The following is a 25,109-nucleotide window of genomic DNA, read 5'->3' as shown; positions in this document are numbered from 1 at the left end:
ATAGATGGATCATTTGATATTCGAAGTAGGTCTGGCCCTTGTGCTCATTGCGGCAGCCGGCCTTTTATCGGCAAAACTAAGATTTTCGGTTGTTCCGTTTTATATTCTAATCGGGATGGCCGTTGGTCCACATGCCATGAAAATCTGGCATCTGGACTTCCGCTTTATTGAGAGTCAGCCTTTTATTGAATTCATGGGTCGGATCGGTATCCTGTTCCTTCTCTTCTACCTTGGACTTGAATTCTCGGTAGGTCGTTTAATTAAATCGGGTCGCTCCATTGCAGTTGGCGGCTCGATCTACATCGGCATTAACTTTACGCTGGGATTAATATTCGGTTTTGTTTCCGGTTTCCCAGTTGCAGAAGCACTTATTATCGCAGGTATAACTACCATCTCTTCCAGTGCCATTGTGGCCAAGGTACTCGTCGATTTGAAACGAACAGCCAACCCGGAAACAGAGATGATATTGGGTATTATTATGTTCGAAGATGTATTCCTCGCTGTATATATCTCAATCTTGTCCGGACTTGTGCTTAGTGATTCATCCTCCATCGGAGGCGTCATCATGTCCGCACTTATTGCCCTTGGATTCATGCTTATCGTGATTATCCTTGGACGCAAAGCAACACCGCTACTAAACAAATTGCTTAAAATTCGATCGAATGAACTCTTCTCTCTCGTTGTATTTGGAGCCTTGTTCCTGGTAGCTGGTTTCTCTGAAACCATTCATGTTGCCGAAGCGATTGGTGCATTACTGGTTGGTCTGGTGCTTGCTGAAACAGAACACGCGAAGCGGATTGAGCATTTGATTCTACCGTTCCGTGACTTCTTCGGAGCCATCTTCTTCTTCAGCTTTGGATTGTCCATTGATCCTTTGTCCCTGGGTGGCGAAGCCGTATGGTTGGCCCTGATTGCAGTTGTTATTACATTGTTCGGTAACTTCCTGGCCGGTATGTTGGCTGGACGCAGTGCAGGGCTATCGCCCAAAGCATCGGCAAATATTGGATTAACCATTGTCTCACGGGGTGAGTTTTCCATCATCTTGGCCAATATGGGTAAAGCCGGTGGACTGTTGCCAATGATTCAACCATTTGCCGCGCTGTATGTCCTAATTCTGGCCATTCTGGGTCCTTTATTAACCAAAGAGTCCAAACATGTATTCCGTTTATTGGATAAAATATTCAAGTTCAAAGATCCTCGGAAAAAGAAAGAAGAACCAAAGGTCCTACAGAAAGAAGGATAATTCCTATGTCTGTACAGAACAGACATACTAACGTACTTCGCGGCTCTTACGCCGATCTTTCTGTGACTAACCCAGGGAGAATGGCTCGAAAGCCGCACTAAGGAGGATGACCTATGAAAGCACCTCTGATATCGGCTAATCCGGTGCCAAACACCGTCAAGACCAGGATATCGTCTACCCGCCGCTGGTTAAACCTGTTTCTCGTTATTGCGGGCGGAATTCTGGCCTCCGTGGGACTTGAATTGTTCTTACACCCCAATAAGATTATTATTGGAGGCATTACCGGCATTTCCTCACTCTTCGCCCACTGGACCGAAATGAGGATTGGATTGTTCCTATTTTTATTTAATGTTCCGTTTATATTTCTGTCTTACAAGATTGTGCAGAAGAAATTTGTACTGGTTACTGTTCTGGGTCTGGTTGTCTTTTCGATCGGTGCCATTGTGCTTCATCCCATGCCGCCACTTGTAGAGCATCCGCTGGCTGCCGCCATGTTTGGTGGATTATGCCTCGGACTCGGAATTGGGCTCGTCGTACGGTATGGTGGGACACTGGATACGCTGGAAATCGGTGATCCGTCTTCCCGCCCACCTGAACGTGTGTTTAGTGGAAAACGGATGCTTATCGAAAAAATAATCATGCTGCTTAACTTGTTGATACTGACAGCCGCTGGTGTTGTCTTTGGCTGGGACCAAGCGATGTATTCCGTAATCGCCTATCTTATTGCTTATGAAATGGTGTACATTGCGTTCAGGGGCTTTTCTTCCAAACGAAAAGTATGCATTTTGACCACACAAAGCTCTCAAGTTGAAAAAGCTGTACGCAAACGGCTGCGCCGTGAACCTGGAACGCTGGAAGCCACTTCTGACTCAACACAACTCGCGATGACGGAAGGATGGATCAGGCAAATCCCGGGTGCACTTTATTATGAGGTACATGTTCTGGAGATAATCTGGTTGAAGTCCATTGTGCGTCACATTGATCCACATGCGGGCATTGTAACGAATCCGGAAAAATAATAGCTCATGTAAGTTGACCTAAAGATATTTACACTGACACTACGATGACAGAACAACCTTCCAATCGCTGTTATCCCCAGATTTTTTCTATTCCCTTTTCTCAAGGGAAAAATCCGGGGATAGCGTATGCTTTCGGAGCTGCTTTCTTTCAGAAAGCTTTCAGGCGAACGCTTCGCTTTTTCAGGTTTTTTCTGTCCTCTTCGTTATCGTGTAATTTTAATTCAACTTACAAAAAACGCTCTCTTCCCCTATGGATGGACAGTATTGTCCACCAAGGTCAGAGAGCGTTTTTTTCTGTTATCAGACTTACTTGTTATTATAGCTCAACGATGGCTTTGACTACATGGGAATCTGGCAATAACCATTGGTCTATTGCCGTAGGTAACTCATCAAATTCCACTCGGTGTGTGATATACCCATCCATATTTAATTTCTTTTGACGCAAGGTGGACAGGACCTGTTCAAAATCTTCACGGGTTGCGTTTCGACTGCCCAGGATGCTCATCTCCCGCTTGTGAAACTCAGGATCATGAAAAGTAATATCTGCTTTCACTAGTCCTACAAAAATGAGTTGACCACTATGCGCAACATATTGAATGGCCTCATTCATGGAATTCACATTACCGGTTGCGTCAAAAACAGCTGTAGCATAGTCGTCTCCCGTGATTTCAGCCACATGCTGCACAGAATGTTCATTCGCCTGAACCAAGTCATCCGCTCCAGCCCAAGTCCGGCTAAGCTCCAACCTGTCCAGATTACGATCAACGGCAATAACACGCGCTCCCGCCTGTTTGGCAAATGCCATCACACCCAAGCCAATGGGGCCAGCTCCAATCACAACCACATGCTCACCAGGCTTGATTCCCGCTCTTCTGACGGCATGGGCTCCAATGCTTAATGGTTCTACCATTGCCGTCTCATCCAACGTCAAACCTTCTGCTGAGAGCAGATGTGAGACAGGCACGCTGATTCTTTCTCTCATGCCTCCGTCTACGTGCACACCCATGACTTGCATGGACGCACAACAATTGGTTTTTCCATTGCGACATGCAATACAGTGACCGCAATGCAGATACGGAATAATACTTACCTGATCCCCAGGCTGTAACCCAGCCTCGTTCGGACCGATTTCTTCAATAACAGCCGCCAGTTCATGACCCAGAACACGAGGATAGGTAAAGAATGGCTGGTTGCCTTTGTACGCATGCAGATCCGTTCCACAGATCCCAATCCGCCGAATGGCAACCAACGCCTCTCCTTCTGCTCGTTCCGGTTGAGGCAGGTCCTGGAGCTTCAATTGATCTATTTCTTCACATACAATGGCTCTCATCGTTGTTCCCCCTTGGATGCTTCTGCTGTGGTTTTGCTTGGCTTCGTATTATATTCTGGTCGTCCGCTTGACCACGTCTCGTTATGCAATGGAGCCAGAATGCGCAGCACTTCATCCAGCAGGCTCTGATCCATCGGTTCCTCTATCCAGGCTGCATTATTGAGGATATTGCGCTGGCTGGCACTGCTCACCAGTGTTGTCGGAATTCGTTCATTCGACGTGGAGAATTGCACGGACAACTTGGCAATGTCACTGCCTTGTTCTGCACAGAAGCGGGCAGCCTTCAGGCAGAGCTCTTTCACCCGATCGTCTGCCGGATGCCAGGCAGGAGCCCCTCGGGTACTCAACAAGCCCATAGAAAGAGGCGAAGCATTGACGAGGCCCATTTCTTTTTTTTCCAACAAGGGCAATAACGACAATAATGAGGTATCATTCAATGAATAATGACAATACGATATGATCGCATCCGCATCGATCTGTGGCAGAACCTTCTCGAACAAAGGCAAGGGTAATCCACATATGCCCGCATGTCGTATAACTCCCTGCTCTTTCAGACGCAGCAACGTTGGAAAAGCTTCTTCGATAATAATCTCTGCTGGCACAAATTCAATATCATGCAGGAACAGAATGTCGATATAGTCTGTATGCAGTCGATCCAGGCTCTCTTGCACGCTATTCAGAATCCGCTGACGTGAAAAGTCAAACTCATTTTCCCCATACCGTCCGGCTTTGGTTGATAATATATATGAACTGCGGGGCAAGCTGCGGATGGCTTCACCCAACACTGTCTCCGCCTTTGTCAGCCCGTAATAAGGCGAAACGTCTATGTAATTCATCCCCGCATCTACAGCCGCATGTACAGTGCGAATCCCTTCGTCCCGGTCAATGTCACGAAATACAGAACCGAGTGAGGATGCTCCAAAGCTCAATACAGGTACGTCCAGTTCCGTCTTGCCAAGTATTCTTCTCTTCATCGGTTTACCCCTTCCAGCATGTCTGACTACACAAGTTCCCTTTCATTGTAACAGTTCAATTTCAATATAAAATATCGCCAATTGCCTAACATGTACTGTTTGATGATCTCGAACCGCAGAAGAAATCAAAAAAGCCCGCCGTCTCTCCAAACGGAGTAGTCAGCGGGCTTGGCTTCATCAATACTAATCTATAGATCAGCATTTATGGGAGTAGTATTCAAATAATCAGAATTAGTTCTGCATTACAAAATCTTCATGCACGGAATTCTCTTCATCGAACATGCGTACAATCTCGTATCGGGTGTTACGCTGAGCCGGAATATAACCGGACTCTCGAATCAAACGCAGAATGGATTCAATGTTAACTTTGTAAGTTGCACCAGCAGCAGATACAACGTTCTCTTCAATCATGGTGCTACCGAAGTCATTACAGCCAAATTCAAGGGACTTCTTACCGATGTCGGGACCCATGGTTACCCATGAGGATTGAATGTTCTTGATATTATCCAGCACCAGTCGGCTGATGGCAACAGTCTTCAAGTACTCTTCTGGCGTCTGACGCTCCAGTTTGAGATTTGTATTATCCGGTTGGAACGTCCACGGAATGAACGCCAGAAAACCTTCGGAATCATACTTGTTCGCAATACATTCATCCTGTGCTTCACGTACACGGAGCAAGTGCAGTGCACGCTCTTCCATCGATTCACCAAGGCCAATAACCATCGTTGCGGTGGTGTTCATACCGATGCGGTGTGCAGTTTGCATAACGTCCATCCAATCCCGCCATGAACCTTTCAAGCGACTGATTTTCCGACGTGTGCGATCATCCAGAATTTCGGCACCGCCACCAGGCAAGGAATCCAGTCCAGCTTCGTGAATGGCACGAACAACTTCTTCCAATGTAAGGCCATCGGATACTTCAACCATTTTCATAATCTCCGCTGGGGAGAAAGAGTGCATCGTGATGTTTGGGAAACGCTCTTTGATGGCTTTCAACAGGTCTGTATAATAGCTGAAAGGCAAGTTTGGATTCGTTCCACCTTGCATCAAAATCTCGGTACCATTCACATCTTCCGTTTCCTGAATCTTCTGGAAAATAACTTCGTCCGGAAGTACATAACCTTCATCCGATCCAGGTCTGCGGTAAAAAGCACAAAAACGGCAGTACACATCACACACGTTCGTGTAGTTGACGTTACGCCCGATTACAAATGTTCTGTATGGTTCAGGGTGCATGCGTTTCATAATGACATTAGCAGCAGCCCCGATTTTGTCCACTTCGTTGGATTCAAATAGCTGAATCGTGTCTTCCAAGTCCAACCGTTCGCCCCGAAGGGCTTTATCTAAGATACGGTCTACCGTACTCATCGTAAAAAAGCCTCCCTCATGAAGAGAAATTATATAACGATCCGTCCCAACTTGTTCAAGAAAAGCAAGTTCTGGTGGCAACATCGTATTTCTGTACTCCACATATCGTAACACAGGTTACATGTGAAAAAAAGCACCTTATGTACAGGTGCTTTAAAAATAAGTAAAAATTTTTACATATGGAAAAGAATTATTTCAAACTTAAGTGATACGCATCGGCTTATTCGGTCATCCAGTTTTGCTAGGATTCCTGAAGTGCTTGTTCCAAATCTACAATCAGATCTTCGATATCTTCCAGACCTACAGAGAAGCGCAGCAACCCATCTGTAATGCCACGGTCACGGCGAACCTCAGCCGGCATTGCAGCGTGAGACATCATCGCTGGGTAGGACAGAATACTCTCCACAGCTCCCAAGCTTACAGCAACAATGGGGAGCTTCACCCGGTTAAGAACTGCTTTTGCACGATCACCTGAACCGACATCAAATGAAACGACAGCTCCATATCCTGTGGACTGGCGCTCATGTGCCTCACGGCCCGGATGATCCTCAAGTCCTGGATAAAAGACAGCGGTAATATCACTGCGCTCATTAAGCCATGCCGCCAGTTTGGCTGTGCTCCGTTCACTATGAGCCATGCGAGCCCCCAAGGTTTTCATCCCGCGCATCAGAAGCCAGGATTCTTGTGCCCCGAGTACAGTTCCAAGTCCATTTTGCAACTGTTTCAGTTGTACGCCAAGTGATTCCGTGCGAGCAACGGCTAACCCTGCCAGTACATCACTGTGACCTCCGAGAAACTTCGTAGCACTATGTACGACGATGTCCACACCAAGCTCGATTGGACGCTGATAATACGGTGTCATAAAGGTGTTATCCAGAATCGTGATCAGGTCATGTTCCTTCGACCAGTCAGTTACAGCAGCGATATCCGTAATCCGCAGTGTAGGATTGGACGGTGTTTCCATATAAACTGCCTTGGTGTTTGGCTTGAGTGCCGCTTTTACTTCATCTATATTGGTCATGTCTACAAAGGTTGTCTCAATCTGCATACGGCTTAATATGGAAGTAAGCAAACGATACGTACCTCCATATACGTCTTCCGTCACAATCATGTGATCCCCTGCGGAGAACATCATGAACACGCTTGAGATCGCAGCCATCCCCGAAGAATAGGCAAAGCCTCGTGCGCCGCCCTCCAGCAATGTGATGTAATCTTCCAAAGCCTGACGTGTCGGATTACCCGAACGACTGTAATCATGTTGAGGCGGATTGAAGATATCAAAATGATGGAAGGTTGATGCTTGATAGATCGGTACACTGGAGGCTCCAGTCGTTTTGTCAATCTCATCGCCAAAATGGAGCAACTTGGTATCAAATTTCAACTCGGAATTGGGCTTGTTGTTGGACTCACTCATGAGTGCACGCCTCCTTCCACTTCTTGTTGTGCAGCTGTCAGCGCATTGCCGAGATCTGCAATCAGATCATCCGCATGTTCAATGCCTACGGAGAACCGGAGCAGACGGTCATCCACACCTACGGCTTCACGAATTTCAAGCGGAATATCCGCATGAGTCTGTACTGCCGGATAAGTCATGAGTGATTCAACTCCGCCGAGACTTTCGGCAAAAGCAATGAGTTTGATATGACGCAGCAACGGTTCAACATAACGTGCATCCTTCACTTTGAAAGAGAAGATACCTGTGTTACCCGTGGATTGTTTGTTCTGTATCTCATACCCCGGATGATCGGATAGGCCTGGATGATACACTTCAACCACCGCTGGGTGCTCAAGCAAGTATTTAGCAATCGTAAGTGCATTGTGCTCATGACGCTCCATGCGAAGAGCCAGCGTTTTCATACCTTTCATCAACTGGTAGGAGTCACTTGGAGATAATACCGCTCCAATGGAATTATGCAGGAACGCCATCTCTGCAGATAATGCCTCACCTTTGGTAATAATTAGTCCGGCGAGCACATCATTGTGTCCACCCAGATATTTGGTAGCGCTATGAATGATGATATCGGCACCCAGTTCAATCGGACGTTGGAAAAATGGAGTCAACAACGTGTTGTCAACAATGGTCAACAGGTTGTAACCTTTCGCCCAGGAAGCAACGGCTTCCACATCGGTGATCATCATCAGTGGATTGGTTGGTGTCTCAATAAATACAGCTCTGGTATTCGGCTGACGAACCTTCTCCAGTGCTGCAAGGTCATTCGTATCCACATAACTAGCAGTTACGCCGAAACGGGACAGAATACGTTCCAGCAGACGATAGGTTCCACCATACAGATCCAGCGATACAATCAGATGATCCCCTTGACCAAACATGGCAAAGATCGTTTGCAACGCGGCCATTCCCGAGCTACAGGCAAACCCTGCATCACCGGACTCCAGCGCTGCGGCGGCTTCTTCCAATACTTTACGTGTTGGATTAGTCGTACGAATATAATCAAACCCCGTGCTTTGTCCAAGCTTCGGGTGGCGAAACGCAGTGGATTGATAGATCGGAAAGTTAATGGCGCCTGTTACCGGTTCATTGATGGACCCAATTTGTGCTAAGCGGCTTTCGATTTTCAACTTGTTGTTGTCTTCCATTGCTGCATCCTCCTGTAATCTCGATTAGATTTGCGGGCCAATATCGTAAGGTGTTTCTTGATACACATAGTAATTGAGCCAGTTAGAGAATAATAAGTTGGCATGAGCGCGCCAAGTAGCCGGTGGCACACGGGAAGGGTCGTCATTCGGATAATAATGTCTAGGCAATGCGATATCCAACCCTTTGGCTGCATCCCGGTCATACTCCCATTTTAATGAGAACGGGTCATACTCGGCATGTCCTGTGGCAAAAATCTGTTTGCCGTCTTTGGTAGCAACCAGGAAAATCCCCGCTTCCTCGGATTCAGCCAAAATCTCTAAATTCTCATTCTTTTCAATATCTTCGCGTCTCACTTCCGTATGACGGGAATGTGGAACGTTGAATACTTCATCGAACCCACGCAACAACGGAACATGTGGTTTATTGATGGTATGTGGGAAAACCCCAAAACACTTCTCATCAAGTGCAACCTTGGGTACGTCAAAATGATGGTATAAACCCGCCTGGGAAGCCCAGCATATGTGGAGGGTTGAAGTCACATTGGTTTTGGTCCATTCGAAGATTTCCTGGATTTCATTCCAATAGTTCACGTCTTCGAAATCCATCTGTTCCACCGGTGCACCCGTAATGATCATTCCATCGAAACGGCGGTGCTCAATCTCATCAAAGGTTTTATAGAACAGATCCAAATACTCCTGAGACGTATTCTTCGACGTATGGGATTTGGGATGTACGAGAACGACATCCACCTGAATAGGCGTGTTTCCCACCAGACGAAGCAATTGTGTTTCGGTCGTTTCCTTTGTGGGCATCAGGTTTAATATAGCGATACGGAGTGGACGAATATCCTGCTGATATGCAGAAGTTTCATCCATGACGAAGATATTCTCTCCTTCAAGTACTTCTTTTGCTGGTAGAGTATCGGGTATTTTGATTGGCATATAAATCTAACTCCTCCTTGTGCATAGATAGATGCAGCCACCCCTGGCTTGATGTCTTCACATCAATACAGTTATAGACTGCCTTGAGCTTGTAAAAACATTGAATTGCTCTTTCATCCAACGTTACAAACAACCTCAAGTTCCTTAGCGAAAATCACTGCTGAGAAGTCGGGGCATATAACAAAGACCTTCCTCGGATTTCGAGAAAGGTCATATGTAAAAAAGATATGCGCCTCTCTCATCTCTCAGTTACAACAGTGCCACTTGACACTTAGTCGCTGCAAGAATTAGCACCGTGCGGTATACCGCCGGTTGCCGGGTTTCATCGGGCCAGTCCCTCCACCTACTCTTGATAAGATTTCGCTGTATTAGATTGTAATTAAATATGGTTCACCGTCTACTTTATTACATTAATGCCCTCACGTCAAGATGCAGTTCGATGTCTGCTTCCCAGATCGGAACCGTTCATCATCCGTTGTCATACACTGCCTCAGGGCGCGAAATAGACACATTTTTGCGCTTGAAAGCACCTTGTACCAGCGGTATACTAAACAAGGTGTTATAAACCCTTATGTGAGAGGTGACATATTAAATGGATGGCGACCCGAGGCCTGACTGGCAGCCGAATTCCGACAAACTGCATAGAGAATTGACATCAGCATGCCGGCAGCGGGACGTGACTTCCGTTTGAGTATATAGTGAACGCAGCCCTGATCTCCAGGCTCCGCTGCCGACCGGCTGATTTGTTCTTTTTGCGCCCATAATGATAATATCCGCCAAGTTGGCGGGTGCAGAAGGAGTAGATTAACGATGAAAATCCGGTTGGTAAACAACGGTGTATTTATTCCGGTGGACGACATTCAGCAGGCGCTGACTCCACCAGCGGAAGGATTTTACTGGATTGATGCAGACGTAGACGATTTGGCGGTACTTCAGCCGCTGTTCTTGATGCATGATCTGGCTGTGGAAGACTGTCTTAGTGATGAAGAACAACGTCCGAAGATTGAAATTTATGAGAACCATTATTTTATTGTGATTAATAGCATCCGTTTCGATGATGAAGAGATATTTCTACGTGCGGTCAACCTGTTTCTCGGCAGACATTTCATTATTAGTGTTACCAAGCAAAAGGTCAGCGAATTGCGCACACTGAAACCAATCCTGTGGGAACAGGAAATCAGTACACCGGATCGTCTGCTGTATTTGCTGGTTGACTTGATTGTTGATAATTATTTCACCGTAGGTGACCGAATTGAAGCACGGATCGAGAAGCTTGAGGAAGACATTCTGATGCACACCAAAAAGTCACATCTGAATGAGATTATCGGGCTGCGCAGTGAGATCCTGTGGCTGAAAAAAGTGCTTGGACCTCAGAAAGAGGTCATTAACACCCTAAACAAAAAAGATCTGCGTCTCATCGATGATCAACTGCAAAAGTATTTCAGTGACATCTATGAGAATGCTGTAAAAATCTCTGAAACCTTTGAGACTTATCGCGACCTGATGGGAAACTTGCGAGAAGCCTACCAATCCAGTATTGCGAACCGGGCGAATGAGATCATGCGTGTATTTACCGCCATTACCACGGTCTTCATGCCGCTGACGGTCATTACGGGTATATACGGCATGAACTTTACGAATATGCCAGAGCTTAACTGGAAATACAGCTATTTTGTTGTGATTGGCCTGATGGTTACCCTGGGCCTGAGCATGTTCTTCATTTTCCGCAAGAAAGACTGGGTATGAACTCATATGAAATAACAAAGACGAAGCGCTCCTCCGGGAGAAACGCCTCGTCTTTTTTCATTTCTGATCATTAACCAACATTCTTCTCTGTCTCTGCGTGCCGACGAAAGCGGATTCGAATCATGCGCAGTCTTTCATAGACCTGTTCCAGACTTCCTCCATCGGGTTTCTCTCCTCCATACACCTTATGTAATACTGGCTTCAGGAACGTATCTCCCAGCTCCTCATACGCACTCCATACGGCCTCTTGTTCGTTCTCTGGCATCACTGCCAGCTCCACATCAAGAAGACAATCGGTGTCATAACCTTCCAGATCCAGTGTCTCCAACAGCTCAATCAATTCGCGTCGGGATAATCCGGATCGATTAACAATCTCTTCTAACGTATATCCTTCCTTCATGCCTTCAAGCACCTGCTTGCGCGTGGTGAACTTATCCAGTTCCTGCTTGTACTTCTGCTCTCTCTGCTTGTATAACCAACTCTCATACTCTTCTTCCTTCAGCGCCGTATATACCCAGTCCAGCGGGAATGTCGTTGAACGCTCCAATCCGCTTGTAATCTCCATCCATTCCGTACCATACTCAGTCGCTTTGCTCTCTCCTACGCCCGGCAGTTGCATCAGTTCATCCAGCGATTGCGGAACGAAGGCACTGATCAAGCGCAGCAGACGATTTGTTGCAACAAAATACGGTGCCTTCCGGTCAGACACAGCTCTCTTCCTGCGCCATGTGCACAGATCCGTATATAATTGCTCATTGCCGTATAACTCACTGTAACAATGGAGGCGCTGTCCACCATAACTGCGTGATTTCAGATCATCATTCTCATGAAATAATCCCTGCAACTGCGGTCGGTACCCCTCACTCATCTGTATGGCAAGCTGAAGACGGTAAATATGAAGCAACTCCTCCCAAGAAGTCCCTTCATACCAGATGCTGTCCTCACGCTCTCCTTCCTCGTAGCGGCTCCATCCCAGCTGCCAACTATCTTCCTCCTCCCCAATCCATAGCTGTGCATACTCTGCATTCTGATCTGACATTTTGGACAATCTGTTCATGAAAATGACTTCCATTTTCTGTTCCCTCCCTTTAACATTTCAGCCTATACGGGTTAGTTACGCTACCTACAGGCAGCACAAAAAAACACCCCTCCTGCAAAATCCATGCAAGAGAGGTGCTTCCTCATTAACCGTACTATGCTGTTGCCCATATCATACCACAATGGTAAAATTCGTCAATCCCTTAATGACCTATTTATTCAATGCCAACTTGGCAAGCGCCAGCGAACCACACAGACCTGCATTGTCTCCAAGTCCTGGTGACACAACATACTGGTCAATGTCGGATTGAAGCGCCGGATGCTGAACGTACCCTGCCAGCAACTCCTGCAGTTTGCTACGCACCATCGGGAACAAATGCTCCTGCTTCATTACTCCGCCACCCATGACGATTTTCTGCGGAGAGAGAATCAGGACATAGTTCATCAGTGCGTGCGCCAGGTAATGCGCTTCGATCTCCCAAGCTTTATGATCTGCAGGCAGTTCATAAGCCGGTTGCTCCCAACGTTTGTTAATGGCTGGTCCTGCTGCAAGACCTTCGAGGCAGTCACCATGATACGGACAGAAACCTTCGTATGTATCCTCTGGATGTCTGCGTACAATGATATGTCCCATCTCTGGATGTGACAAGCCATGGACCATTTTACCGCCAACCACAGCACCTGCACCAATACCTGTACCCACAGTGATATACAGACAGCTCTCAAGACCTTGTGCAGCGCCCCAAGTTGCTTCTCCAAGTGCCGCACCATTCACATCCGTATCAAATGTCATCGGTACATCAAAATGCTCCTTGAGCTTGCCAATCACGTTATACTGTCCCCAATGTGGTTTTGGTGTTGTTGTGATATAGCCATATGTTGGGCTTCCTTCAATCGGATCAATCGGACCGAATGAACCTACACCCAGAGCTTTAATGCCTTTGCCTTCAAAAAATGAAATCACTTGAGCCATGGTCTCTTCCGGTGTTGTTGTTGGAAAACTTACGCGTTCCAGAACTTCTCCGTTCTCTGTGCCAATACCACATACAAATTTGGTTCCGCCTGCTTCAATTGCGCCTAAGATCGTCATGTTAGTCACACTCCCAAGTTAGTTTAAAAAGGAATTCGGATTACTTTACTTGATGACACAATAATTACCCTGTTACTTGTTCTCCAGCTTGGACAACCGTTTCATTAACGTCTGCCTCCAGCTGTCTGACAGCGCAGGTATGGCCAGTAACGCCTGAATATCTTCCATATCTTCTTTCCCCTGATGCATAATTCGATTGGCTTCAAGAACCGTCATGGATGAAGGATCGGTGCTGATTCGTCGAAATATCGATGAAGGCCGAACCTCCCCTTCTTGCAGTACACGAAAGTAAAAGCCGGTATGTCCACTCTCCTGAAAATAAACAGGCAACTCCTTATAGTCATACCTCGCACCCAGTTTGAAGCAAGGTTGTCTGGGCTGACTGACCTGTACTGTGGCTTCGCCCAACTCGTACACATCACCAATCCGGACATCTTCTTCGGCACAGCCTTCAACTGTCAGATTTTCTCCACAAGCTCCCCAGTTCAGCTTGCGATCCATCAGCTGTTCCAGCACCGTATAACGACTGTAATCGTATACACAAACGGCTTTGTCAGGGCCGCCATGATGCACCAGATCCGCCTGCGCGTCCCCTGTCATTCCAGTGAATGACAGGAAAACCGCGTCGGATACAGGATGTTTCACAATGCCGCTCAGCACTTCACGCTTCTGCCCAGGGAGCGGCTGCGGCAACCCTACATTAATGGCCAGAACAGCTGTATTACCCTCCCCTGGCTTTCGATCAGATGTGAGTGTCATTTGCGTCATACCTCCCAATAATCACTTTCTTTTAACGCACAGAGCCGCCAAATACCAGTGTATTACTCAAGAGCCGGCCTGGAGAAGTCAGCATTTTGCCCCCGGCATACATACCCGAGGAAGCACCGCCATCCAGATTCATGGCCTGTTTGGCACCAAGCTTCTGCATCACCGCTGCCCACTCCTTGATTGTTGCTCCGGAAACGGTAGCCAGCATAACAGAACCGTCCGCCATAATCGCAATACCACTTCTGGCTCCGGAAGCATTAAGAATCTTGGCATCCTTGAAACCTTCGCTCGTCGGATTGACAGCTACCTTACCGTCTTTTACCAGACGTGGTCCTGCCCCAACAGCAGTCACTACATCTTGCCAAGGGATCTCTTTGCCTGCTGCGTTCGTATACTTATAATTCATTTCTACGGTCGAACCAACGGTGAAACGGTCTGAAGAAGACTTTTGGTTGCCTGTGAAGACCAATACCGAGCCATTCTTAGGAATCGCTACATTTGTATTGGGCACTTTTTTGGTCACGATACCTTTCTCGATAACAACCGCAGTGCCACCTTTGAACCCGACTGTGGCACCTCGTTCTGGCGTATACAGCATCGTAATGCTTGCGTTCGCTGAAGGCGTTCGATTAATAAAGGTGGCATACCAACTGCGTGATTTACCTTTTGTATCCGTTACTTTACCTGTCAAACTCACCTGAAGTGAGTCCATGATCGCGGAGCCGTCTTCCTTAAATCCGATGGATGTTCCGTATCTTCCAATATGTATGACCTTACCATTTGCTATTAACATGCCATATGGGTCTGGTGCTCCGTTGTATGCTTCAAAAAATGCTCCGTTAATGGCTGCTTGTGCACCATAGGCTTTCACGATCGATGGCAATGTTGCCGTCTGGCCCACTTGCTTCTTCGCGAGTCCCACGGTAACCGGTGTTCCCTTTGGAATCGAAACGGTCTGTACGGTAAAATTACGTCCTGCTGCTTTTACTTTCTGTACTTTGGTGCTAATTGCTGCTTTGGCATCCACTGTCTGTGGTGCACTTACTGCTCCCGAAAGAATTACGGGCAAGGCCAGGACGAGGGCCATAGCCCCTGTCCACCACTTTTTGCCTGTTCGTACGTTCTGCATGTTGCTCACCCTATTGCCACTCCCATCCAAGAGCCAAGGCTCTTCATCTCAAGTTGTTCAAACTTGTCCATCACCATATCCGGGTCAAGACGCAATTCACAGATATCCAGCGCACAGGCAACCGGAACAGCACAATGAATCTCTGCCAGTTTGCGGGACAGATGAAGCATGTCCAGATCATTCTCAATCTTGTTACGCACCGAAGGGGACAGTTTATCCATGTTGCTCAGAATCCCTTCAATGGAGCCGTATTCCTGTACAAGCTTCAACGCTGTTTTCTCACCAATTCCCCGCACTCCAGGATAATTGTCGCTGGCATCTCCCATCAGACCCTTCATGTCAATCACTTGACGAGGTGTCAGTTGTTTCTCAGCCATGAGCGTTTCAGGGTTGTACACCATGTAGTTGCCATGGCCTTTTTTCATAATAATGATACTTGTGCGGTCATTGATCAGTTGCAACATGTCGTGGTCACCCGTCAGTACCATAACATTCATATCTGTCTCTTCGGTATAATACTTCGCAAGCGTCCCGATACAATCGTCGGCTTCGAATCCTTGTGCACCTATATTCGGAATACCCAAGCTATCCATGACTTCACGAATCAGAGCAAACTGGGGAATCAGGTCATCCGGAGCTTCTGCCCGGTTGCCTTTGTAAGCTGCGTATTCTTCACCGCGGAACGTCTTACCGCCCATATCCCAACAACATACAACATGACTTGGCCCAAAAGTCTGAACCGCATCCCAGAAATAACGGATAAATCCGTAGACTGCGTTGGTAGGCAATCCTGCCTTTGTACGTCTGATATATCCGCTTGCAGATGTCGCATAAAAAGCACGGAACAACACCGCCATACCGTCTACCAGCAACAAAGTAGGTTCATTACGTTGATTCACTTGAATTTGTTCTCTCCTATCTAAATCTAGCATATAAAATACGAAACTAATTCTATCATTATAGCATAGTTCCGCCAACCATCGTTCAGCCAAAAAAGCCCTGAATTTTGAACAATTCAAGGCTGACATTCAGCGCGTTTATGCGTTATTCCATTCCTGCTCGTACGTTTCTTCCTTGAATCCAACCGTCACCTTTTCTCCATCCGTAACGATCGGACGTTTGATGAGACGACCATTGGAAGCCAGTAAACGAATCTGTTCATCAGCGGACATGCCTGGCAGCTTGTCCTTCAATTGTTGTTCTTTATATACTTCTCCGCTCGTATTAAAGAACTTTTTCACTTCGAGCCCGCTCTGTTGGATGAGTTCTGTTAGTTCAGATTCTGATGGCGGTGAGTCAAAAATAGGGATTAACTCCAGCTCATGTCCTTGAGCTTCAAGCCATTTTACTGCTTTGCGGCATGTGCCGCATTTGGCATATTGATATACTTTTAAGTTACTCATTGATTTGCCTCCTAGTGTGTGGCTCCGGTGTGGCTCCGGTTTCGACTTCTCGCTTCCCTTGGTTTGCTTCGCAAATCCAAAAGTCGCTCCAAATCGATACCATCGCCATGCAACTTTACTGACTTTGGCGAATGAGATCAAAAACACACATTCGCTATATTTTTTGGGTCAAAATCTTACAGTTTTTATATCCTTAAAAGCTTTTGAGATTTGAATTCTTGAAATATTTAACATGAAATGGGTAAACATCAATACATTAAACCATAAAGATTAGCCTACGGCATGTTGTTCGGGTGCATAAAGCATCCCTCACACAAGTTAGCCAACTAGCGTTGACTGACAAGCAGGACGGGCTTTGCACAAAACTACGGCAAAGCCGTCATTTCTTAGGGAAGTGCTTTGACGCTTTCTCCTAGAGCATCTCCCTTGGAGCTGCCTCATCATTCAAACGCTTCTCCAGCGCAGCCATATCTGCTGGTAAAGGAGCCTGGAACGTTATGCGTTCCTGTAGAATGGGATGTTCGAACGTCAGCTCACAGGCATGCAAGGCCTGGCGTTCGATCCAGCTGTCCCGTTCATCCCGGACAACCATGGTCTGCTCATCGATCTCGTGCACAGGTAGTGTCTTGTACATTCGATCACCGATTAATGGACAGCCGATGGACGTCATATGTACCCTGATCTGATGGGTTCTGCCACTTTCCAGCTTGAGGCTTATCGCACTGGCGCTGCCCCCTGACCAACGTGTTACGGTCGTGTACAACGTTCTTGCAGCATAACCATCAGGTGTTACGATTCGGCGGTGTGGCTCTTCAGGATCGCGGTCAATCGGTCCGTCCACCGACCCTTGTTCCGGGACAGGGCTGCCGTGCACAAGTGCAATATATTTCTTGTCCACTGTTCCAGCGATCATCTGTTCAGAGACATGTTGATGGACATAAGGGTTCTTGGCTATAGCAAGAACACCTGACGTTTCCTGATCAAGTCGATGAATCGGTCTAAACCGAAAGCGCTCGCCCTTGGTTTTCCAGTAATGAACAACGCCATTTGCCAAAGTACCCGTATAATGTCCATGCGTCGGATGAACGATGATGCCCGCATCCTTGTTAACAATAAGCAAGTGCTCATCTTCATACAAAACGGTAAATGGAATAGGTTCAGGCAAAATATCATCCGATTCCTCTTGCTCCATCCGAACTTCAACGACATCACCCGCAGCTACCTTCACGCTAATATACACGCGCTCTCCATTTAACATGACGCCTTGTTCAGTCAGCTTGATTTTGGACAAAAGCTTACGCGACACCAGCAGCCGGCGCTGAAGCACGGTCTTCAGCAGCCAGCCATCTTCTTGTTCGGTCACCGTGTAGACAATCGGCGAATAATATTGGCTCATTCTTTGCGGCGGAATACTTTTTTGCTCCGCACATATTCAATATCCGCCACCTGTTGTCTCGCGTTGGCCGTCCGTGCAACCACGAAGAAATAATCAGACAGTCGGTTTAGATACCGTCGTACAGACGGATTAATATCTGTATGTTGTCCAAGTGTTACCGTGCGACGCTCTGCGCGACGACATACAGTACGGCACACATGAAGAGCAGAAGACAGCTGACTGCCACCAGGAATAATGAACCGTTCCACTTTTGGATTCTCAGCATCATACTGGTCAATCCATTGTTCCAGACGTGTGACCATCTCATCTCTCACCTTATATTTGGTTTCACTAATCTTCACAAAGGCCAGATCCGACCCGCAATCAAACAGTTCCTGCTGAACTTCCAGCAGATGTTCACGCAGATCTTCGAATTCCCCTTGAGCCGGATCAATAAGGCTGATCGCCTGGCCTACAAAACAGTTCAATTCATCAATCGTGCCATAAGCCTCAACTCGGTCATCATCCTTGATGACGCGTCCACCGATGACCGAAGTCTGTCCTTCGTCACCTGTTCGTGTATATATGCCCATCGTTATCCCTCCAATTGGTAATATAATAATGAATACGGGAATGCCATTTTTTCAGAAACCCGTCTATCGCTTGACACGTATAGAAGAATTGGTGTGCTCTGCCGAGTATACGACAAATCAAAGGAAACCAAAAGTAAAGGAGACGATTATGCAAAACTGGATAACCGATTTCATGGAACAATACGGCTACATAGGCATCGCACTCATTATTGCTCTTGAGAACGTATTTCCCCCGATTCCATCCGAAATTATCCTACCGTTTGGCGGATTCATGACCACCTATACCAGTCTCACTATTCCAGGAGTTATTATCGCCGCAACTATTGGCTCTGTCCTTGGTGCTGTGATCCTGTATGGTATTGGTCTACTCATTGACGTCGAACGCCTTGAGAAAATTGTGGAACGTTGGGGACATGTTCTGCGCATCAAAAAAGAGGATATTCACCGTGTCGATGCATGGTTTGACAAATATGGCATGTGGACCGTATTATTCTGCCGAATGGTTCCCCTCGTCCGTAGTCTTATCTCCATTCCCGCAGGCATGTCCAATATGAAATTTGGTTTATTCCTTCTCTTTACAACCATTGGTACATTAATCTGGAATGTCATTCTTGTCTGTGTTGGTGCTGCGCTTGGCGCATCATGGGAGAGCATTTTGCACTTTATGGACGTCTATTCCATTGTAGTGTACGTCATTCTGGCCATCATTGTCATCGGATGTATCATCTGGTGGATCAGACGTAGCAAAAAGCAGAAATAAAAAGGATAGCTTAATAAATAAAGCCTCCTCGCCACCAATTCGTGGTTAAGGAGGCTTCTTTATGTCACCCGTTTATGTCATCTCGCTATCGTTCATCTTCATTTCGCATGCCCTGACTTTTAAGATCGATAGCCAGACCGGATACCAGCATGTACATCTTTTCAGCATGTATCTGCAGCATCCGGTTCACCGAAGCCATTCTCGCTGTAAATATTCGTTCTTCCTCGGTAGGATGCAATGTACCATGCATTTCATTGGTAATCACAAGCAACTTCCCCTGATAAGACAATAAAGCATCAAGCAAAAGCTGTGTCTCTGAACGCTGATGATCCAGATCCTCTGTTGCCCTGAAACCGGCAGCCATCCAGGAGGTCAGACTGTCTACAATTACAATTCGCTGATCCGCCAAAAACAGATTGGATTCCCGATTAATCTGGGTGATCACCTCTGTCAGATGCTGACCGTTCCCGGCATGAATGGCACGATAATGAGCGGATGGCAATTCGGGAATAACGGGATCATGATCACCAGTGGATAAATATACACCCTCCCGGCTAATTCCAGCTGCGTACTTGAGGGCAAACCGGGTTTTACCACTACCTATGCCGCCTGTGACCGTAATCAGCAATCCGCTCCCCTCCTTCCATAGCCATTCTGAATTTTCTTTACTCTGTCAGCGCCTTCAGCACTTTTTTGGATTCTTCGACATTGGAAGATGACACTGGAATGGTGGCGAACAAATTGCTCGCAGCATATTCTACATCTTTAAACATTTTCATATCTTCGAGTGGAATGCCGTAAAGATGTGATTCTTGCTTGAGATCTGAACCTGCATCTCCTTCACCCTTCTCTACCAATACTCCACCCTCAAATACACCCCGTTCAAACTTCTTAGGATCAAAAGTATCATCCAGCGGAACATTGGAGCCATTACTTCCGTATTGTTTCATGTCGGACTCAGGCAAAATGAAGATATCATGTCCTCCAGCCGCATATTCCACCATAATTTTCTGAACATCATACATCGCACTGGTAATCACTTCCACCTTGGGTTCCTCACCCAGTTTCTGTTGCAGATTGGCCTGTAACTGCTCTGAGATTACAGATGGATTTCCTTGATTATCAATGATGAATATGGAAAAACCATCTTTACCTCCACAACCAGCAAGCAGAAAAACGATAGAAATGATTGCAGTAAGCCCCCAAAATCTCTTCATTCCAGTTCCCCCTTTAGTCTCCTATGTCCAATATATCACAATTGTTCCACGCAAAAAAATAACCTGGCTTATCGGGGAATCACCTTGCCTTTACGCACAAAAAAAAGAAGACCTTCTCAGGTCTCCCTTTCTAACTCAATTAATGAAACGTTTCAATCCAGCATAAACGTTATTTTCCTTTAATCGGATTAGCCTTCATATATTCATTAATCTTTAAATCCAACAAACTGCTGATTTCAATTACAATATCGGATGTGAATGATTTCTCTTCGAGGAAGATCTGTTCCATCTTGCGACGAAGCATATGAATTTCATCTTCCAAGGAAATGTCATGCAAAGATGCGTTATCGGGTTTCACCGACCATCGGTCGCCATGATCGCCTTCTGCCAGATAGTGCCCACGATTCGTCGGTAAATCATATTCAACACAAAACAAAGCTAACCCCTCCTTGGAAAAATGGTTTCCAAATTTATGAAAACTTATTTCAAATTGAAATTATATCACATTATTTTGTAAAAGAAAGTTATTTTTTTTCCAATACAACCATGTCTCATTTGTAAAAAGATTCTATTTTAGTATTAACCCTCTTTTTGCAGTTTGTAAACAAAGTTTCCGATTCGTTCCAAAGCTTCATTTAATTGGGTTACAGAAGTAGCATAAGAGCAACGCAAGAAGCCTTCTCCCTGAGGACCAAAAACATTGCCCGGAACAGCAGCCACTTTATTCTCCGTTAACAATCGTTCAGCAAACAGGTCGGAACTCATACCCGTCTTTTGAATGCTCGGGAATGCATAGAATGCCCCCTGAGGTTCGTGACAATCAAGTCCAATATCCCTGAATCCCTGCACAATTAAACGTCTACGCTGATTATACGATTCTACCATCCGATCTTTCTCACCCAAACCATTCGTCAACGCCTCAAGTGCGGCAACCTGACCCATGGCCGGCGCACACATTACCGTATACTGATGGATTTTGAGCATGGCTGCAATAAGCTCAGGATGACCACACATGTACCCAATCCGCCAACCTGTCATTGCAAAAGCCTTTGAAAATCCGCTTACGAGAATGGTCCGCTCCTTCATGTCAGGGATAGCTGCAAAACTAACATGTTTTTGCGTATACGTCAATTCAGCGTAAATTTCATCCGCGATCACAATCAGATCATGCTTTTTAATCACTTCAGCAATAGGCAGCCACTCTTCATACGTCATGATGGCTCCAGTGGGATTACTCGGATAACACAGAATAACCACTTTCGACTTCGGTGTGATGCCAGCTTCGAGTGCTTCGGCCGTTAACTTGAACTGATCTTTCGCATAGGTTTCAACACCAACCGGTATACCGCCACCGATTGAAGCGATTGGTGAATAAGCCACGTACGAAGGTTCAGGAATGAGAATCTCGTCGCCAGGTACAATTAATGCTCGCAAAGCCAAGTCAATCGCTTCACTGCCACCCACAGTAACAATAATCTCATCCTTGGGATCGTATTTGGTATCAAACTGCGTATCCAGATATTCACTGATGGCTTCTCTCAACTTCGGCATACCTGCGTTGGATGTGTAGCTGGTCATGCCTCTTTCCAGCGAGTATACACAAGCTTCACGCATATGCCAAGGGGTAACAAAATCAGGCTCACCCACACCCAATGTGATAATATCCTTGTTGTCTCCAACCAGATCAAAAAATTTACGAATTCCGGATGGAGGTATCTGCTGCACGAGAGGTGCCAGATATGATGTCATTTTCTTGTTGTTCCCGGTTGTCTGTTCATTCACTATCATGACACATCTTCCTTTACGGCGAGATCATGAGACGGTTGTCTTCCTGATGGTCTTCAAAAATAATCCCGTCCTGCTTATATTTTTTAAGAATAAAATTCGTTTTGGTTGAAAGTACAGAGTCAATCGGAGACAGTTTCTCCGACACAAAATTAGCGACTTCACGCAGGTTGCCACCTTCCACTTCAACGAGCAGATCGTATGCGCCTGACATGAGATATACGGACTTCACTTGCGGGTATAGATAAATGCGCTCAGCAATTCCTTCAAAACCACGACCACGCTCCGGCGTAATCTGCACCTCAATCAGGGCCGTTACTTTCTCATCATCTATTTTACTCCAGTTCACGACGGTTGCGTATTTCACGATGACGTGGTCTTGTTCAAGCTGTGCCACGGCGTTCTTGATCTTGTCTTCCGACTCCCCCAGCAGCGTCGACAGCAGTGCGGGAGTCCTTCTCGCGTCTTCCTTTAGAAGATCCAGAACTTTTAATTGCAGATCGTTCAAATCTTTCATGGTTTTCCCTCCAGCGTCATCCAGGTTCCTGAAAATGAATTAATACTTATATTACATGAATTTAACGTTGATGCAAAGACAAAAGACCGCCTGCCCTGAATTCAGGCAAGCGGTGGTATGGTCCTGGATCGTTAGGTGCTCAAACCTCTTATACACAGGTTACATGTAATAAGGGTTACCGTAATTCGGCTGATGCTGAGGCACATTAGGAGCTTGGCTATATGAACTGTTCTGCATGTTCTTTTCTTGAATGAATTGCTGACACTTCTGTTGGGTCTGTTGTGCAGACTGGATTTGTTTGTCCACATCCTGACGAAGTGCTTTGGATGAAGCGGAATACATGTTGTTTTGTTGCATCAGGTTGAACAATTCACCTTGCAATCTTAATGTATCGTTCGTTAACTCATTGAACATTCTACGAGTTGTGGGACAGGAAGATTCAGTAGTTGCTGTTGTATATTCACGTGAAGTTCGTCTTAAATCTGCAAGAATCGACTTCAACAAATCTTGTTCTTGCATAAAATTCCCACCAGATGACAAAGATTGAGTGTACACTTATTTTCCTCCTATGCTTTGGAATAACTTGTCGTGTTTTGAGCTTTACTGTGATTGCGCTGGTGCAAGAGATTGATGTTGCTGTAACGCATTGACAAGAGTATTCAGATGCTGCTCATGTGAGCGAACATAATGATTCAGTGCCTGTTGAATTTGCGGATTATGTGTGATGGAGGCTGTAGCTGCACATTGTTTGATCAGCATTTCCTCATTGGAAATTGAATCCGCGATATAGTTTAGTTCCTTGGGGCTCAGTGCTTGCATTTGTGAATTTTGCATGTATGTCTGACCTCCTTAACCTAAAGTTAATGCGAATTTATTGTTACCCTAACCTGAAAAAGTATACTTCAACTACATTCTACAGAGGTGATTAATTGTGGAACTTATTAACGGGGAAACGTTTTGGCCAACCACCTTTGATTCCCATCCCCATTATCCTGTTTTGAAAGAAAATCTGTCCTGTGATTGCCTAATCATCGGCGGTGGAATGGGAGGCGCACTCTCTGCCAAGCTTCTGATAGATCAGGGGATTGATACCGTTGTTATTGACAAAAGAGATATCGGTCATGGCAGCAGCATGGCAAATCTGGGCCTGCTCCAATATACGAACGACAAAACGCTCACCTCTTGTATCCAGACATTCGGAGAAGAACGCGGTGTTCGATTCTACGAATTATGCCGTGATGCCATGCAACATCTCGAAAAAATTTCATCGAAGCTTGAGATTGATCCTTGGTTTGTGCCTCGCACAAGTCTGTATTGCGCCAGTCACGAGGAAGATGTACCGTTGCTGGAGGAAGAATATCGTAACCTGAAGCATTATGGATTTGATATAGAGCTGTGGGATCAGGAAAAAATCAGTGCAGTGTTCCCGTTCAGCAAACGTGCTGCACTATACACAAGCGGAGATGCTGAGGTTAATCCGTTTCGTTTGGTTCACTCACTATTCCATTCAGCCTCACGTCAAGGAGCAAGAGTCTACGCTCATAGTGAATTAACCCATTGTGATTATGATGATAATGGTGTCCTATGTTACACACCTGATGGCACTGTACGCGCCAAACATATTATTTTCTCAACAGGCTATGAAACACAAGAAATCAAAAAGGACAGAGGCGCATACCTTCAAAGCACATATGCTATCGCTACCAAGCCACTACAGGATCTGAGCAGCTGGCATAAGCGAAGCTTGATATGGGAGACCGAACGACCTTATCTATATATGCGCACAACTCCAGACGGAAGAATTATTGCTGGTGGACTTGATGAGAATCGTCCTCGAGAAGAACAACGGGCGATCAAGGCGATTCATAAAGGTGAGATTTTGTTACAGAAGATTGCCGAGTATTTCCCATTACCTGATCTCGAAGTTGATTACGCTTGGGAAGCTGTTTTTGGAAGCACCCATGATGGTCTTCCGCTAATCGGTTCACACCCAGACTATCCGAATTCGTACTTTGTTGAAGGGTATGGAGGCAACGGTACCGTGTACAGTATGATTGCTGCCTCTCTCATTGTGGATGCCATTACGGGCAAACAGAACCCTGACATGGATCTATTCTCACTTACACGTACAAGTAAACCATCTCCTGTATAACCACCAACTGAACCAATACAACGACAAACAGGGTTACAGCACACGGAAAGTTCTCTTTTCCC

26 protein-coding genes and 1 riboswitch are annotated in these 25,109 nt (G+C 46.1%); of the genes, 5 read left to right on the top strand and 21 right to left on the bottom strand.

Annotation, left to right across the window (positions count from 1 at the left end; genetic code table 11):
• Positions 1 to 4 precede the first annotated feature (4 nt).
• Positions 5 to 1,243: a cation:proton antiporter gene (locus tag NST33_RS08850; protein ID WP_091014701.1), complete on the top strand. Its 1,239-nt coding sequence runs from the start codon at positions 5 to 7 to the stop codon at positions 1,241 to 1,243.
• A gap of 113 nt (positions 1,244 to 1,356) precedes the next feature.
• Complete coding sequence (locus NST33_RS08845) at positions 1,357 to 2,262, top strand: YitT family protein (protein ID WP_221822986.1); 906 nt, start codon at positions 1,357 to 1,359, stop codon at positions 2,260 to 2,262.
• 316 nt (positions 2,263 to 2,578) lie between these two features.
• Here NST33_RS08845 and NST33_RS08840 read toward each other — a convergent pair whose 3' ends face one another.
• From NST33_RS08840 to metA, 6 genes are all read right to left on the bottom strand, one after another.
• Positions 2,579 to 3,592 (bottom strand): zinc-binding alcohol dehydrogenase family protein, encoded by a 1,014-nt coding sequence (locus tag NST33_RS08840; protein WP_339307629.1) that lies wholly within the window; start codon positions 3,590 to 3,592, stop codon positions 2,579 to 2,581.
• Positions 3,589 to 4,566, bottom strand: coding sequence for an aldo/keto reductase (locus NST33_RS08835; RefSeq protein ID WP_221822982.1), 978 nt, complete (start codon positions 4,564 to 4,566; stop codon positions 3,589 to 3,591). Before NST33_RS08835 ends, NST33_RS08840 begins: the two co-directional genes overlap by 4 nt.
• A 231-nt stretch (positions 4,567 to 4,797) precedes the next feature.
• Positions 4,798 to 5,934, bottom strand: a complete 1,137-nt coding sequence (mqnC, locus tag NST33_RS08830) for a cyclic dehypoxanthinyl futalosine synthase (protein ID WP_221822980.1) — start codon at positions 5,932 to 5,934, stop codon at positions 4,798 to 4,800.
• Positions 5,935 to 6,175: 241 nt separating this feature from the next.
• Positions 6,176 to 7,348 carry an aminotransferase class I/II-fold pyridoxal phosphate-dependent enzyme gene (locus NST33_RS08825; RefSeq protein ID WP_036669808.1) on the bottom strand — a complete coding sequence of 391 codons (1,173 nt, stop codon included), beginning with the start codon at positions 7,346 to 7,348 and terminating at the stop codon, positions 6,176 to 6,178.
• Entirely contained in the window at positions 7,345 to 8,532 is a 1,188-nt protein-coding gene (locus NST33_RS08820; protein WP_221822969.1) for a PLP-dependent transferase, read from the bottom strand. Before NST33_RS08820 ends, NST33_RS08825 begins: the two co-directional genes overlap by 4 nt.
• Positions 8,533 to 8,556: 24 nt before the next feature.
• Entirely contained in the window at positions 8,557 to 9,474 is a 918-nt protein-coding gene (gene metA / locus NST33_RS08815; RefSeq protein ID WP_036610071.1) for a homoserine O-succinyltransferase, read from the bottom strand.
• A gap of 235 nt (positions 9,475 to 9,709) precedes the next feature.
• Positions 9,710 to 9,833: riboswitch (SAM riboswitch) on the bottom strand.
• Between the two features lie 451 nt (positions 9,834 to 10,284).
• Between metA and corA the strand changes: the two genes are divergently transcribed.
• Entirely contained in the window at positions 10,285 to 11,220 is a 936-nt protein-coding gene (gene corA / locus NST33_RS08810; protein WP_062833460.1) for a magnesium/cobalt transporter CorA, read from the top strand.
• A gap of 70 nt (positions 11,221 to 11,290) precedes the next feature.
• Here the strand turns inward: corA and NST33_RS08805 are convergent, their stop codons facing one another.
• The 8 genes from NST33_RS08805 to NST33_RS08770 form a co-directional block, all read right to left on the bottom strand.
• Positions 11,291 to 12,292: an HRDC domain-containing protein gene (locus NST33_RS08805; RefSeq protein ID WP_221822967.1), complete on the bottom strand. Its 1,002-nt coding sequence runs from the start codon at positions 12,290 to 12,292 to the stop codon at positions 11,291 to 11,293.
• 177 nt (positions 12,293 to 12,469) lie between these two features.
• Positions 12,470 to 13,348 carry an ROK family protein gene (locus tag NST33_RS08800; RefSeq protein ID WP_221822965.1) on the bottom strand — a complete coding sequence of 293 codons (879 nt, stop codon included), beginning with the start codon at positions 13,346 to 13,348 and terminating at the stop codon, positions 12,470 to 12,472.
• Positions 13,349 to 13,420: 72 nt separating this feature from the next.
• On the bottom strand, positions 13,421 to 14,107 hold the full coding sequence (locus tag NST33_RS08795; protein WP_221822963.1) for an MOSC domain-containing protein: 687 nt from the start codon (positions 14,105 to 14,107) through the stop codon (positions 13,421 to 13,423).
• 31 nt (positions 14,108 to 14,138) lie between these two features.
• On the bottom strand, positions 14,139 to 15,245 hold the full coding sequence (locus NST33_RS08790) for a phosphodiester glycosidase family protein (protein WP_260632887.1): 1,107 nt from the start codon (positions 15,243 to 15,245) through the stop codon (positions 14,139 to 14,141).
• Between the two features lie 5 nt (positions 15,246 to 15,250).
• Positions 15,251 to 16,144, bottom strand: a complete 894-nt coding sequence (locus tag NST33_RS08785; RefSeq protein WP_221822959.1) for a 5'-3' exonuclease H3TH domain-containing protein — start codon at positions 16,142 to 16,144, stop codon at positions 15,251 to 15,253.
• A gap of 138 nt (positions 16,145 to 16,282) precedes the next feature.
• Positions 16,283 to 16,648, bottom strand: coding sequence for an arsenate reductase family protein (locus NST33_RS08780; protein WP_221822951.1), 366 nt, complete (start codon positions 16,646 to 16,648; stop codon positions 16,283 to 16,285).
• Positions 16,649 to 17,060: 412 nt separating this feature from the next.
• On the bottom strand, positions 17,061 to 18,044 hold the full coding sequence (locus NST33_RS08775; protein WP_221822949.1) for an RluA family pseudouridine synthase: 984 nt from the start codon (positions 18,042 to 18,044) through the stop codon (positions 17,061 to 17,063).
• A complete protein-coding gene (locus NST33_RS08770; protein WP_221822947.1) occupies positions 18,041 to 18,616 on the bottom strand; it encodes a cob(I)yrinic acid a,c-diamide adenosyltransferase in 576 nt (191 codons plus the stop codon). The genes NST33_RS08775 and NST33_RS08770 overlap by 4 nt, the downstream gene beginning before the upstream one ends.
• Positions 18,617 to 18,764: 148 nt before the next feature.
• Here NST33_RS08770 and NST33_RS08765 point away from each other — a divergent pair, with 148 nt between their 5' ends.
• Positions 18,765 to 19,376, top strand: a complete 612-nt coding sequence (locus NST33_RS08765) for a DedA family protein (protein ID WP_074094303.1) — start codon at positions 18,765 to 18,767, stop codon at positions 19,374 to 19,376.
• A gap of 85 nt (positions 19,377 to 19,461) precedes the next feature.
• Here the strand turns inward: NST33_RS08765 and NST33_RS08760 are convergent, their stop codons facing one another.
• From NST33_RS08760 to NST33_RS08730, 7 genes are all read right to left on the bottom strand, one after another.
• Positions 19,462 to 20,004, bottom strand: coding sequence for a bifunctional adenosylcobinamide kinase/adenosylcobinamide-phosphate guanylyltransferase (locus tag NST33_RS08760; protein ID WP_076209196.1), 543 nt, complete (start codon positions 20,002 to 20,004; stop codon positions 19,462 to 19,464).
• A 37-nt stretch (positions 20,005 to 20,041) separates the two neighbouring features.
• Positions 20,042 to 20,593 carry a hypothetical protein gene (locus NST33_RS08755; protein WP_221822945.1) on the bottom strand — a complete coding sequence of 184 codons (552 nt, stop codon included), beginning with the start codon at positions 20,591 to 20,593 and terminating at the stop codon, positions 20,042 to 20,044.
• Between the two features lie 169 nt (positions 20,594 to 20,762).
• Positions 20,763 to 21,029, bottom strand: a complete 267-nt coding sequence (locus NST33_RS08750; RefSeq protein WP_062833452.1) for an aspartyl-phosphate phosphatase Spo0E family protein — start codon at positions 21,027 to 21,029, stop codon at positions 20,763 to 20,765.
• 143 nt (positions 21,030 to 21,172) lie between these two features.
• Positions 21,173 to 22,381 carry an aminotransferase class I/II-fold pyridoxal phosphate-dependent enzyme gene (locus NST33_RS08745; RefSeq protein ID WP_036610094.1) on the bottom strand — a complete coding sequence of 403 codons (1,209 nt, stop codon included), beginning with the start codon at positions 22,379 to 22,381 and terminating at the stop codon, positions 21,173 to 21,175.
• A gap of 13 nt (positions 22,382 to 22,394) precedes the next feature.
• Positions 22,395 to 22,895 carry an Lrp/AsnC family transcriptional regulator gene (locus NST33_RS08740; RefSeq protein ID WP_024628343.1) on the bottom strand — a complete coding sequence of 167 codons (501 nt, stop codon included), beginning with the start codon at positions 22,893 to 22,895 and terminating at the stop codon, positions 22,395 to 22,397.
• Positions 22,896 to 23,054: 159 nt separating this feature from the next.
• Complete coding sequence (locus NST33_RS08735; RefSeq protein WP_339183490.1) at positions 23,055 to 23,450, bottom strand: spore coat protein; 396 nt, start codon at positions 23,448 to 23,450, stop codon at positions 23,055 to 23,057.
• Between the two features lie 45 nt (positions 23,451 to 23,495).
• On the bottom strand, positions 23,496 to 23,729 hold the full coding sequence (locus NST33_RS08730) for a hypothetical protein (RefSeq protein WP_047842262.1): 234 nt from the start codon (positions 23,727 to 23,729) through the stop codon (positions 23,496 to 23,498).
• Between the two features lie 97 nt (positions 23,730 to 23,826).
• Between NST33_RS08730 and NST33_RS08725 the strand changes: the two genes are divergently transcribed.
• Entirely contained in the window at positions 23,827 to 25,047 is a 1,221-nt protein-coding gene (locus NST33_RS08725) for an FAD-dependent oxidoreductase (RefSeq protein ID WP_339183488.1), read from the top strand.
• Positions 25,048 to 25,109 lie beyond the last annotated feature (62 nt).

The sequence above is a fragment of the Paenibacillus sp. FSL L8-0435 genome (genome assembly GCF_037965655.1).
GTDB lineage: Bacteria > Bacillota > Bacilli > Paenibacillales > Paenibacillaceae > Paenibacillus.
Note: the sequence above shows the minus strand (reverse complement) of the source record. Positions and strands in the feature narration are given on the sequence as shown.